The 10,735-nt window shown below is 61.9% G+C and carries 14 protein-coding genes and 1 other RNA gene; 7 read left to right on the top strand and 8 right to left on the bottom strand.

Annotation, left to right across the window (positions count from 1 at the left end; all coding sequences use genetic code 11):
- The first annotated feature begins 109 nt into the window (after positions 1 to 109).
- The gene (locus DBIPINDM_RS32245; protein WP_258582989.1) at positions 110 to 616 is read left to right on the top strand and encodes a hypothetical protein; all 507 of its coding nucleotides are present in this window, start codon (positions 110 to 112) and stop codon (positions 614 to 616) included.
- A 479-nt stretch (positions 617 to 1,095) separates the two neighbouring features.
- Here DBIPINDM_RS32245 and DBIPINDM_RS32240 read toward each other — a convergent pair whose 3' ends face one another.
- Positions 1,096 to 1,407 (bottom strand): DUF2853 family protein, encoded by a 312-nt coding sequence (locus DBIPINDM_RS32240; RefSeq protein ID WP_258582988.1) that lies wholly within the window; start codon positions 1,405 to 1,407, stop codon positions 1,096 to 1,098.
- A gap of 168 nt (positions 1,408 to 1,575) precedes the next feature.
- Here DBIPINDM_RS32240 and ssrA point away from each other — a divergent pair.
- Positions 1,576 to 1,936: a transfer-messenger RNA gene (gene ssrA / locus DBIPINDM_RS32235) on the top strand.
- Between the two features lie 115 nt (positions 1,937 to 2,051).
- On the top strand, positions 2,052 to 2,603 hold the full coding sequence (locus tag DBIPINDM_RS32230) for an AAA family ATPase (RefSeq protein WP_258582987.1): 552 nt from the start codon (positions 2,052 to 2,054) through the stop codon (positions 2,601 to 2,603).
- 39 nt (positions 2,604 to 2,642) lie between these two features.
- On the opposite strand, the gene DBIPINDM_RS32225 is transcribed toward DBIPINDM_RS32230, so the two are convergent.
- The 6 genes from DBIPINDM_RS32225 to DBIPINDM_RS32205 form a co-directional block, all read right to left on the bottom strand.
- A complete protein-coding gene (locus DBIPINDM_RS32225; RefSeq protein WP_318036913.1) occupies positions 2,643 to 3,338 on the bottom strand; it encodes a hypothetical protein in 696 nt (231 codons plus the stop codon).
- A complete protein-coding gene (locus DBIPINDM_RS43380) occupies positions 3,335 to 3,676 on the bottom strand; it encodes a hypothetical protein (RefSeq protein WP_318036912.1) in 342 nt (113 codons plus the stop codon). The genes DBIPINDM_RS32225 and DBIPINDM_RS43380 overlap by 4 nt, the downstream gene beginning before the upstream one ends.
- A gap of 130 nt (positions 3,677 to 3,806) precedes the next feature.
- Positions 3,807 to 4,514, bottom strand: coding sequence for a DUF2807 domain-containing protein (locus DBIPINDM_RS32220; protein WP_258582986.1), 708 nt, complete (start codon positions 4,512 to 4,514; stop codon positions 3,807 to 3,809).
- 43 nt (positions 4,515 to 4,557) lie between these two features.
- Complete coding sequence (locus DBIPINDM_RS32215) at positions 4,558 to 5,124, bottom strand: DUF1700 domain-containing protein (protein WP_258582985.1); 567 nt, start codon at positions 5,122 to 5,124, stop codon at positions 4,558 to 4,560.
- The gene (locus tag DBIPINDM_RS32210) at positions 5,121 to 5,447 is read right to left on the bottom strand and encodes a PadR family transcriptional regulator (protein WP_258582984.1); all 327 of its coding nucleotides are present in this window, start codon (positions 5,445 to 5,447) and stop codon (positions 5,121 to 5,123) included. The genes DBIPINDM_RS32215 and DBIPINDM_RS32210 overlap by 4 nt, the downstream gene beginning before the upstream one ends.
- 232 nt (positions 5,448 to 5,679) lie before the next feature.
- A complete protein-coding gene (locus DBIPINDM_RS32205; RefSeq protein WP_258582983.1) occupies positions 5,680 to 6,885 on the bottom strand; it encodes a multidrug effflux MFS transporter in 1,206 nt (401 codons plus the stop codon).
- A gap of 183 nt (positions 6,886 to 7,068) precedes the next feature.
- Here DBIPINDM_RS32205 and DBIPINDM_RS32200 point away from each other — a divergent pair, with 183 nt between their 5' ends.
- The 4 genes from DBIPINDM_RS32200 (at position 7,069) to DBIPINDM_RS32185 (ending at position 8,891) form a co-directional block, all read left to right on the top strand.
- A complete protein-coding gene (locus DBIPINDM_RS32200) occupies positions 7,069 to 7,758 on the top strand; it encodes a TetR/AcrR family transcriptional regulator (protein WP_258582982.1) in 690 nt (229 codons plus the stop codon).
- A 146-nt stretch (positions 7,759 to 7,904) separates the two neighbouring features.
- A complete protein-coding gene (locus tag DBIPINDM_RS32195) occupies positions 7,905 to 8,441 on the top strand; it encodes an SspB family protein (protein WP_095202208.1) in 537 nt (178 codons plus the stop codon).
- Between the two features lie 17 nt (positions 8,442 to 8,458).
- The gene (locus DBIPINDM_RS32190; protein WP_258582981.1) at positions 8,459 to 8,653 is read left to right on the top strand and encodes a DUF4169 family protein; all 195 of its coding nucleotides are present in this window, start codon (positions 8,459 to 8,461) and stop codon (positions 8,651 to 8,653) included.
- A 10-nt stretch (positions 8,654 to 8,663) separates the two neighbouring features.
- Positions 8,664 to 8,891 carry a ribbon-helix-helix domain-containing protein gene (locus DBIPINDM_RS32185; protein ID WP_258582980.1) on the top strand — a complete coding sequence of 76 codons (228 nt, stop codon included), beginning with the start codon at positions 8,664 to 8,666 and terminating at the stop codon, positions 8,889 to 8,891.
- Here DBIPINDM_RS32185 and DBIPINDM_RS32180 read toward each other — a convergent pair.
- On the bottom strand, positions 8,888 to 10,690 hold the full coding sequence (locus DBIPINDM_RS32180) for a chloride channel protein (protein WP_258582979.1): 1,803 nt from the start codon (positions 10,688 to 10,690) through the stop codon (positions 8,888 to 8,890). The genes DBIPINDM_RS32185 and DBIPINDM_RS32180 overlap by 4 nt on opposite strands.
- Positions 10,691 to 10,735 lie beyond the last annotated feature (45 nt).

The raw sequence follows: 10,735 nt of genomic DNA, 5'->3' as shown, positions 1-10,735 counted from the left end.
AATTTGATCTCGCTTGCCTCAAGCAATTCAGTCGGAGGGAATGGGCGCTGCTTGTGGACGAGCGCCATTGGTGATTTAGCTATCATATAAACTGACGGGAGATAATAAAATGATCAAACTTACACGTTTTGACGCTGTGGTCGTCGAAGTAAAAGCGGAGTTGATTGTTCGAGTCAGACAGACAGACACTGCCGTCCTAAAAGAGCATGGCAACTCACGTGTCGACGGGTTGGTGGTACCTTTCTACATGGATCTGCCACAAGCTATAGCTGATGCGGTGCATGCTGAAATCAAAACGTTCACCAGTCTCAACCAACCGGGCGGGAAGCCAGTTTGGTTCGACGGCGCGAAGGCGAGCGGCCCGGTTCCGCTAACATCAGTCAATGGACAGCGACTGAAAGAAGGCAAGGCCAATTCCGCACTGCAGATAGGCAATGCTATTCAGCTTGTTAACAACAGCCCCCAGGAGGTTTTCAAATTGATCTCCGACATGGGCGGCAATGCAGAGCCGCCAATTGACAATTCTCAGATCGCGAAAATCCAGAGGCTCAATAAAGCGGACGGGATAGAGACGCCATTGTGGGATGATGCTCTGTATACAGTCCCAACAACTTGACAGATTTCGATTTTTTGCAGGGAGCGGTGACGCTCTCCCCTATGGCCCGGCGGAGTATTCCCTCCGATGGAGGTCCGCTACAGAACAGCCAAATCACCTAGAGTGCAAAGGATAGCAATTTTGCATGCGCAAGGGAATGTTCCTGATGCGTTCCCAGTCATGTTCAAACTCAAATAAGGAAGATCGAACCATGTACACCTTGCTGATCACAGTCCTGACGTCACAAGCCCCCAATACCGCAACTCCGCCGCCCAGCATGGCCGTTATATCCGGGTTCGAATCATTTGAAGCTTGCAACGCTGCCAAAACGGGGCTGACATTCAGCAACCCTGTCTTCAAGCGGCAGGGCGAGTGTATCCGGGTTGGCAATTAGTCCCGATCAGGCCGCACGAGGCGGAGAGCTTTCACAACTCGCTCTGGCAGGCCGAAAGCGCGGAAACCGGGCTGATCGGCCGCCAGAGTAGAAATTATCCGAGGTCTCAAAGCGAGCCGAGTTTGCCCAGATCCTTGGCCACCAGATAATAGAAGGTCACGCGGCTCTTGGTGTTGTCCGCATGCATCGCCTTGCAGGTCTTTTGGATCGAGGCGTCGGCTTTCGCCCCGTCGCTGATGCCGAGCTTCTTGGCCACCCAGCTCTCCTTGACGCGCTCAAGCTCTTTCGGGTCGGTGCAGGAGACCAGCGAGGAATCGCGGTTCCTGAGCGCAATGCCCAGATGCTTGACGATCTTTTCGACCACGTCGGCGCTGGCGCCCGCGTCGTATTTCTTCACGTCTGCAAGATAGTCGGCCATCAAAATTCCCCTCGTCGGCGCCACGGATCCGATCGATGAGGGCTGTGGCGCGCTTCGCAACTTGTGCGCTAGGTCGGTAACTCCTCACCGCTGGCAAAGCTTGAGTTGAGACCGCGCCCAAGTCAACCCTAGGCGTCGCAATTTGACACAGGGACAAAGCACCATTGCGGCCTTTCATTTCGGCGCAACGCCCCCTATATTCGTTTTGTCGGCTTGACCGACTATGGCGATAAATGGGCGATGAAATAAGCCGTTCGGACCCGGGGGCGGTACCCGGCGCCTCCACCAAAAGCCGCTGTTGACGACAGAGCGGTTTTTGCTGGGGGCGAAATAGGATCGACGAAGGTGTAAAGATCGTACTTTTGCCCGGCATTGTACCACCGTCATCGGGCTAAACTTATAGTTGCCAACGACAACTATGCGGAAGCTCGTCTCGCTGCTTAATGCAGTGCGAACGCTTCAAATCAAGCCCTAGGGGTTCGCACTTCTAGGCGGGGTTCGGAGGTACCTGGCAACAGAAACCTCCACTTCTCCCCTCCTTCAATCCGTATCATGCGCAACGGCAGGCTTTTGCCGTCCGGACTTCGCACGGCGCGCGCGCCGCGAAGCAGCCGCATCGCGTGTCTCTTTCTCCGTGGGCAAAAATGCAAAACGACTCCGATCGATTCTTCGTGCTGACCGGTGGCCCGGGTTCCGGCAAGACCACGCTAATCGAAGCCTTGCGCCTGACGGGCTTTGCGACATCCGTCGAAGCCGGACGCGGCATCATCCGCGACCAGGGCGCCATTGGCGGATCCGCCCTGCCCTGGAGCGATCGCGCGCTGTTCGCCGAACTGATGCTGTCCTGGGAGATGCGCTCGTATCAGAACGCGATCGAACAGAAAGGACCGGTCTTCTTCGATCGCGGCGTGCCGGACACGCTTGGCTATGTCAGGCTGAGCCGCCTGCAAGTGCCGGAGCACATCAAAGCCGCCGCCGATCGCTTCCGCTACAATCCGCGCGTGTTCATCGCCCCGCCCTGGCCTGACATTTTCGCGCAGGATGAAGAACGCAAGCAGACGCTCGACGAGGCCGAGCGCACTTGCCATGCGCTGGCCGACGTCTATACGGAACTGGGCTACGAACTGGTTTCGCTGCCCCTGGCGCCGGTCGAGACACGGCTGCGTTTCGTACTGACTGAGGCAGGATTGGCGTGAAAGGCCGGACAGTCCGGCCTTTCCATCGGTGGCAATTGCCTATTGCACCACCGTTTCAGCTGCTTCGTGGCCAGATCCGGACGTCTTTGCCCCCTGGTCTTCGTCCAAATACCGGCGAAAGAAGGCTAGCACATCGGCATTGAACGTCTTGTGGAAGGCAATGCGGTCGAAACCGGGCGCATCGATGCAAGCTTGCGATGGCTTGCGCGCGTCCTCGGGCGGGCATGGCGTCAGGAACGAGAGATGCACGGCGTTGGGCACGACGTGAAAGTCCGGCGTCCGCGGCAGCAATCGAGCCAGCCGCTTGACATCAGCAGGCGATACTCCGTCGCCGCCGAACTGCGAACTCCAAAGCTGGAGCGGCACCTTGACGTTCTTGGCACTGTCGGCGGTCTGGAAAACAACACTCAGAGGGTCCGCCACCACGATCGCCTTGACGCGGGGATCGTGGGTCAGCAGTTTCGGCGGCAATTGCTTGCGCGCAGGCTTGGGCTGATCGGCCGGCGGGCAACCGGTGGCGGAGGGGTCCGAACAGCGCGGCGGCAGCTTGTTGAAATCCGGATTGGCTCCGCCGATGACAAGGCCGGTATAGCCGCCTTGCGAAAATCCGTAGAAGCCGACGCGCTGAGGATCGATCCTGGCCGAATCCGCCGAGTTGCCGAGCATGAAATCGATGGTGCGTTTGATATCGATCGGACGCTGCCTCAGCACGCCCAGACCATTGGCCTGGCTCATATCGGCGTGGTTTGCGTGCGGATGATTGATGGCAATGACGACAAAACCCGCATCCGCCAGCGCCTCGGCCGTATCGTGGTGGCCGAAATACCAGCCGCATAGCCATGCGAAATGATGACGAGCGGCAGTTTCTCGCCCGCGATTGGGCAATCGGGCACGACAGCAACAAGAAATCCCTTGATCTTCGCCTCGCTGGCCGGGCTGGCGCAGGGCGACCACATGGCCGCATCGATTGCCGGACCTGCCGCATCCGCCGGAATCTGAATGAATTTCAGGCCGGCCGCATGAGCCGTCGTGGCTACCAGGCTTGCCAGGGCGGCAAAAAGAAGTGTTTTCAAACGCATTTCCCAGTCTCTGATTGTTCAAACATATCCATGCGCGGGGTCGCAGTCCGACCCCGCGGTTCCAGCGGTACGCAGTTTGATGAAAAGCGCTGTTACCGGCGCGTGCGCGCCGCCTTGCGGCCGCTCAGGGCACCGTCTCGACCCTGCCGCTGCCGCTGACATGGGAATTGATCTTCGGGTTGCCGTGGACTTGCACGTTGCCGCTGCCAGATACGCGGATATCGGCCTGGTCCTGCGGTGCAATGTCGGCATTGCCGCTGCCGCTGATCTGGACACTGGCGGTCTTCGCCGTGAGTTTGGCAAAATCGCCTGAACCCGAGCCGGAGATGCGCAAGGAAAGATCCTGCACGCTGCCGCTGGCGCGCACATCGCCACTGCCGCTGATGCGCAGATCAAGCGCCTCCTGGGCGAGAGCGGAAAGCTCGAGTTTGCCGCTGCCGCTCAACCGCCAACTGGGGACCGCTGGACCGGTAAGCTGGACGCTGACCGGCAGACCATCACAATCGAAACCGTCGTCGAAGGCCAGCACATTGCCGGACAGGCGCACATGCGAAACCGCCTCGGGATCGCCGCTCACGACGGCCTGGGACGGCGTGCCGGGCCGATAGGTGACCGTCGCCGGCAGCGCAATCTGGAATTCGCTGGAGACCGGTTCCCAGGCCAGCGTTACCGATCCGGGCTTGGTCCCATCGCTCGAACTGCGGCAGCTGGAGGCAAAATTCCACCAACGGCCACCTCTCCACTCGTTGCCCGCGATCGAATTCGCCAGCGACAGACAAATCACGGCCACGGCGAGCGACAGAACGGCGGTCCAAGCAAGCGTCTTGTTCATGTTGCACCTGTTATTTCGCGTGGCGGCGCGCCACGGGGTTGAGTCAGGGCTGGCGTGGTTTGACCAGACGATAGTGCAGGCGCGCATAGTCCCCCAGGAGCTTGACCCCGACATTGAGGCCAAGCAGCAGCAGCGAGCCCAATCCGATGCTGGTGGCGGCAAGGCCGACAGCGGCCAGCAGGCGTGCGAACGCCGTGGCCCAGGAAGCGAAATGCCAGAATGGCACGACGCTCAACAGCAGTCCGATGCTAGTGACGCCCAGCGCCAGGACCGCAATGCCGAGACCGAGCGCGACGAAGCAGAAGACGACGAGAACCGGCAGCAGCAGGAGAATGTCGAAGGCGGCGAGCCCGGTCAGGGCAAGCAGCGCGGCGGCAACGCCGGCCGGACCGCGATCATGCTCCCAGCGGCGGATGCCAGCTTCCGCCCGCAGCTCCCGTCCCAGCCGCGCCGGATCGCCGAGTGCCTTGGCGACATCCTCTTCGCTTCGTCCCGAGGCCCGCGCCTCGTCGAAATGGGCGGCGTAGTCGGCGACAATTTCGTCGATTTCGCCCGCAGGCATTCCGGCCAGGCTGTTGCGCAGGGAAACCAAGAAAGCATCGCGGTTCATTCCATCTCTCCCAGGAAAAGGTCGACGGCATCGACAAAGCTTCGCCACTCTCTGCTGCGCGCATCGTAGGCGGCCCTGCCGGCCGCGGTGAGCCGGTAATATTTGCGGGGCGGACCGCTCGTCGACTCGACGAGCCATGTCTCGACAAGCCCATCGCTCTGCATGCGCCGCATCAGCGGATAGATCGTCCCTTCCCCCATGCCGACACGCTCAGCAAGCGTGCTGGCGATCTCGTAGGCGTAGCTTTCCCGCCGGGCGAGCAAGGCAAGCACACACAGTTCGAGCGCCCCCTTTTTCAGCTGGACGTCATTTGGATCGGTCATGCTCATTCCCAGTAAGTCCAGTACACTGTATTGGAAGGTACCTGTTTATACAAGATACCAACTTAAACGTGATACCCATTTGATCAACGAGGCTGTTCGAAGCCCCGGATTTCATGAGGCGTTGCACAGAGATGCGCGGCTCGGAGCATGGCCGCACGTGCGCCTGCCGTGATGGGCCAGGCAATAAAAAAGGCCGGGAAACCCGGCCTTTTCATGCGCTTGCAAGCAGCGCCTATTCGGCCGGCGCTTCGACGGCTTCGCGCGAGCGGCCGAGCGTGACTTTGGCCAGCGTGAAGGAAATCACCGCGCAGAGCGTGATGCCGGCAACCATCGGCAGCGGCGTGCCGTCGAAGAACACGCCGGCAAAACCCATGGCGAGAGCGCCGATGGCGAAGTGCAGCGTGCCCATCAATGCCGAAGCCGTGCCGGCGATCTCGCCATGTTCTTCCATGGCCAGCACCGACGTGGTCGGGATGACCAGGCCGAGGAAGCCGTAACCGACGAACAGCAACGCTGCCATCACGTCGAGCCGGTCGACGCCCGTCGCCATGATCGCCAACAGCACCACCATCGTCGAGGCATAGCCGGTCACCGCGACGCGCACCACGCGCCGCAGACCAAAACGCTCGGCCAGCAGTCCCGTCAGCTGCGACATGCCGATGAAGGCCACCGCATTGATCGAAAAGAACACGCTGTAGACCGAAGGCGACAGCCCGTAATGGTCGATCAGGATGAAGGACGAGCTCGACAGATAGACGAAGAAGCTCGCAATGCCGAAGCCGGCGATCGCCACCAGGCCGAGGAAATTGCGGTCGCCCATCAGGAAGCGGTAGCCGGCAAGTGCCGTGCCGAAGGAGGAACCGACGCGTTCTTCCGCCGGCCGCGTCTCCTTGAGCGAGGTCGCCAGCAGGATGGTGGCAAGAGCCGCCGCACCGGTCACCGTCCAGAACACGGCGCGCCAGCCGAAATTCTCGATGATCTGGCTGCCGGTCAGCGGCGCCAGGATCGGCGACACCGAAAACACCAGCATCAGCAAGGACATCAGCTTGGCGGCCTCATTGCCGGTGTGCAGATCGCGCACGATGGCGCGCGGCACGGCCATGCCGGCGCTGGCGCCAAGGCCCTGCAGGAAACGGAAAGCGATCAGCCACTCGATGGTCGGCGCCATTGCCGAACCGATGCCGCCGACCATGAACAGCGCAAGGCCACCATAAAGCGGCAGCTTGCGGCCGACCATGTCGGAGATCGGCCCGACGACGATCTGGCCAAACCCCATCGACAGGAAGAAGATCAGCAGGCTCATCTGCACGGCGGCCGTGCCGGCGTGCAGATCCGCGCCGATCGACGGCAGAGCGGGAAGGTACATGTCGATCGCGAACGGGCCGATGGCAGACAACAGGCCGAGCACGACCGCGATGCGGAGGAATTTGGGACTCATGGTATTGGCTTCTTTCGAATCTGGTTGCCGCCGCCAGGCGACGTCTAACCCTAGGACGTTGCATCCCGTGAGAGTCCGACACTCCAGGAGCGAATTCGTCCCCCGGTGCGAAATCTCTTTATCGTATGTCCACAAATTTAGACACTCTTGTCCAAATCGTCAATCACCTCTATATAGATTTTCATGAGAGCGAACGTTTCTCCTGACACTTTCCCGCCACGTGGCCACGAGGCCAAGCGCCTGTCGATCGTCGACGCCGCTGCCGGCGTGTTCTGCCGCGAAGGCTTTGCCGGCGCCAATATCGATCTGATCGCCGCGGAGGCCGGCGTGTCACGCCAGACCGTCTACAACCACCATGGCGACAAGGAAAAGCTCTTCATGGCCGTGGTGCGCGACCTCACCGAGCGCTGCAATGCCGGCATTTTCGCCACCATCGCCACCTTCCCTGACCAGCCAGGCGATCTCGAAGCGGACCTAATCGGCTTTGCCGTGCGGCTGAATCAGAACTGCATCTGCAACCGCGACGGAAAATTCCTGCGCAAGCTGATCCAGACCGAAGGCGAGCGCTATCCTGAATTGTTCGCCGAGTGGCGCGAACAGGGTCCAGGCAGGACATGGCCGGCGATCGCCGCCCGCTTCGCCCGCCTCGCCTATGGCGGCTACCTCACCATCGACGACCCGGACGTCGCGGCGCGGCAGTTTCTCGGCCTGGTCAATGCCGAATTGCAGACCACCTTCATGCTCGGCGGCACGCCGCGCGAGGACGAGGTGGTGCAATCGGCGACGAATGGCGTGCGCACCTTCCTGCGCGCTTTCGGCAAGCGCCCTGCCCCGAGCAGCGCCAAAAAACACACTGCGCTGGCTAACGCATAACATTTGCGCTTGCCGGCAAGCAGCCTTGCCGATCAAATCGTTGGCAATAGTCCTCGCTTCGACGCGGCGGTGGGCTATATCAGGTTTACGCCGCGCTCAAGCTTGATTACAGCTATGCGGACGATTCAACGGAACCCGACCACCACATGGCCGACGACCACATCCGCTACGACATTCTGGCCCAGGAGGCGTTGCGCGGCGTCATGCGCAAGGTCCTGGCCGAAGTCGCACGCACCGGCCTCCCCGGCAACCATCATTTCTTCATCACCTTCCTGACCGGCGCGCCCGGCGTGCGCGTGTCGTCGCGCTTGCGCGAGCGCTATCCCGAGCAGATGACCATCGTCATCCAGTTCCAGTACTGGGACCTGAAGGTGACCGACACCGGCTTCGAGGTTGGCCTGTCCTTCTCCGACGTGCCGGAGAAACTGGAAATCCCGTTCTCGGCCGTGCGTGGCTTCTATGACCCCTCGGTCAATTTCGAACTCGAGTTCGACGTCAAGACCGACGCCCAGCCTGAAGAGGAACCGGCCCAGCCGGCGCCGGAGCCGCTGACCATCGTCTCCGAGAAGAAGCCGAAGGCCGAGAAGAAGGCCGCTGCCGAAGCGGAGAAGAAGCCCGCCGCAGCCGAGGCCGGCACCAAGGGCGCCGAAGTGGTTTCGCTCGACGCCTTCCGCAAGAAATAGGCTCGGCGGTCCGCCCCATGGCCGATGTCATCAATCTCCGCCAAGCTCGCAAGCAGAAGGCGCGGGACGAGAAGCTGCGCGTCGCTGAGCAGAACCGGGCTCTGCACGGCCGTTCCAAGGCGGACAAGCAGCGCGACCGGCTGATCGCCGACAAGGCCGAGAAATTTGTCGCCGGCCATCGCCTCGACCCGCCCGGCAAGGACGAGCAGTGAGTCTCCGGCCGTGAGCGTCGTCGAAAAGCGCTCCGTGACCATTCGCGGCCATCGCACCAGCTATTCCCTCGAAAAGCCCTTCTATAACGACCTCGTCGCGATCGCAGCGGCGAGAAAGCTCACGCTCGCCGCCCTCGTGGCCGAAGTCGACGAGACGCGGCCGCGCGACACCAACCTGTCCTCGGCACTGCGGCTGCATGTGCTGGAGTGGGCGAAGCGCGGAGCCGGCCTGAGCTAGACGCCCTCGACCGCGTCCGTCTTTTTCCCGCGCCTGGTGCCGAAGCCAAGCAAGGTCGAACGCTCGCGCTCCTCGGCCTGTTTTCTGGACCGTACGCGCATCAGATCCTTCCAGCCGACATAGCCGACCAGTTGCAGGCTTTCGCGGGTGACGACCGGCAGATGTGAGACATTGGCCATCAACAGCTTGTCCGACAAGCCTTCGAGATATTCGTCGGGAAAAGCCAGCGTCACCTTGCTTCCGGCAAGCAGTTCGCCGAGCGTCGTCGTCCTGTGCTTGCCGGCACGGCGCCAGCGCAGGATCGCCGGCGGATCGATGAGGCCAAGCACCTGCCTGTTCTCGTCGACAACCGGAAAGCTCGGGTGCCGGGTTTCCGGCGCGGTCAGGAAGGCCGCCGCGCCATGCAGCGTCATGGTCGCCGGGACGCTCTCGACCTGCGACGTCATCACCTCGCGCACCCTCGTCAGCGCGAAGGGATCGACGCGATATTCGCGCACGAGGTGATGCCCTCGCCTTGCAACCTTTTCGGTCAGGATCGAACGCTTCATCAAAAGCACGGTCACGGCATGCGCCGTGGCGCAAGCTGCGATCAAAGGAACAAGGACATGCGTGTTGCCGGTCAGTTCCACGGCGAAGAACGTCGCCGTCAGCGGCGCCCGCATCGTGCCGCCCATGGTCGCCGACATTGCCAGCAGTGCCCAGAAACCCGGATCCGCCGTCGGCAGGAATCCGCCGAGCACGGCGCCCATCGCGCCACCCATGATCAGCAGCGGCGCCAACACGCCGCCGGACGTCCCGGAACCGAGTGCCACCGACCAGATGATGGCCTTGACCACCAACAGCATCAGCGCGGCGGTGGCAAGCGTGCGGCCATCCAGCATGTCGGCGATGTTGTCATAGCCGACGCCGAGCGCCCGCGGCTCGATCAAGCCGCCGATGCCGACCACCAGGCCGCCGATCATCGGCCACCACATCCAGTGGATGGGCAGTTTCTGGAAGGCGTCCTCGCAGGCATAGACCATCTGGGTGAGCAGCCCCGACAGCAGGCCCGCGCAGATACCGACCAGAACCCAGCCGCCAAGCCCGACGAACGACACCGCCATGCCGCCCTGAAACGGGAAGATCGGCCCGGGCAGATGCAGCACAGTGCGCTCGACCTCGGCGATGATCGCGGCAACCGCGACGGGGATGAAGGAGCGCGGCGTCCATTCGAAGAGCAGCAGTTCCACCGCCAGCATAATGGCGGCGATCGGCGTGCCGAAGACGGTGGTCATGCCGGCCGCGGCACCCGCCACCAGCAGCGTCTTGCGTTCGTTGTCGCTGACCGGCAGCATCTGCGCGATCAGTGAGCCGATGGCGCCACCGGTCATGATGATCGGCCCTTCGGCGCCGAACGGCCCACCGGAGCCGATCGAGATCGCCGAAGACAGCGGCTTCAGGATCGCCACCTTGGCGCCGAGTTTTGAACGCCCGAGCAGGATCGCCTCGATCGCTTCGGGAATGCCGTGGCCGCGGATCTTCTCGCTGCCGTAGCGTGCCATCAGGCCGATGATCAGCGCACCGATGACAGGGACGATGACCGCGGCAAGCCCAAGCGGCGTATCCTGCAATTTCAGATCGGCGAGCGTGAACTGGCCGAAATAGGCAATGTTGGTGGCAAGCCGGATCAGTTTCAAAAGCACAATGCCGGCGAACAGCGCCGCCGTAGCGACCACCACGGCTACAGTGGCAATGGTCAGCACGCGCGCGTCGGTGGTGAAATCCCTGAGATGGCTGTTTTCGGAATGATGGGGCTTCATGGCTGGCTTTCTGGCGGCGGCCGGATCTCGGATTTGCGGCACGGC

The organism is Mesorhizobium sp. AR02, assembly GCF_024746835.1.
Taxonomy (GTDB): Bacteria; Pseudomonadota; Alphaproteobacteria; order Rhizobiales; family Rhizobiaceae; genus Mesorhizobium.
The sequence above is the reverse complement of the archived record's forward strand: the minus strand, read 5'-3'. Positions and strand labels throughout refer to the sequence as shown.

Excerpts from the sequence above, each read along its gene's own strand:
- DBIPINDM_RS32225 (WP_318036913.1), bottom strand. The coding sequence starts at position 3,338 with ATGAGCCAGGCCAATGGTCTGGGCGTGCTGAGGCAGCGTCCGATCGAT.
- DBIPINDM_RS32180 (WP_258582979.1), bottom strand. The coding sequence starts at position 10,690 with ATGAAGCCCCATCATTCCGAAAACAGCCATCTCAGGGATTTCACCACC.
- DBIPINDM_RS32215 (WP_258582985.1), bottom strand. The coding sequence starts at position 5,124 with ATGAACCGCGATGCTTTCTTGGTTTCCCTGCGCAACAGCCTGGCCGGA.
- DBIPINDM_RS32245 (WP_258582989.1), top strand. The coding sequence starts at position 110 with ATGATCAAACTTACACGTTTTGACGCTGTGGTCGTCGAAGTAAAAGCG.
- DBIPINDM_RS32195 (WP_095202208.1), top strand. The coding sequence starts at position 7,905 with ATGGCCGACGACCACATCCGCTACGACATTCTGGCCCAGGAGGCGTTG.
- DBIPINDM_RS32200 (WP_258582982.1), top strand. The coding sequence starts at position 7,069 with ATGAGAGCGAACGTTTCTCCTGACACTTTCCCGCCACGTGGCCACGAG.
- DBIPINDM_RS32205 (WP_258582983.1), bottom strand. The coding sequence starts at position 6,885 with ATGAGTCCCAAATTCCTCCGCATCGCGGTCGTGCTCGGCCTGTTGTCT.
- DBIPINDM_RS32220 (WP_258582986.1), bottom strand. The coding sequence starts at position 4,514 with ATGAACAAGACGCTTGCTTGGACCGCCGTTCTGTCGCTCGCCGTGGCC.
- DBIPINDM_RS32210 (WP_258582984.1), bottom strand. The coding sequence starts at position 5,447 with ATGACCGATCCAAATGACGTCCAGCTGAAAAAGGGGGCGCTCGAACTG.
- DBIPINDM_RS32240 (WP_258582988.1), bottom strand. The coding sequence starts at position 1,407 with ATGGCCGACTATCTTGCAGACGTGAAGAAATACGACGCGGGCGCCAGC.
- DBIPINDM_RS32190 (WP_258582981.1), top strand. The coding sequence starts at position 8,459 with ATGGCCGATGTCATCAATCTCCGCCAAGCTCGCAAGCAGAAGGCGCGG.
- DBIPINDM_RS32230 (WP_258582987.1), top strand. The coding sequence starts at position 2,052 with ATGCAAAACGACTCCGATCGATTCTTCGTGCTGACCGGTGGCCCGGGT.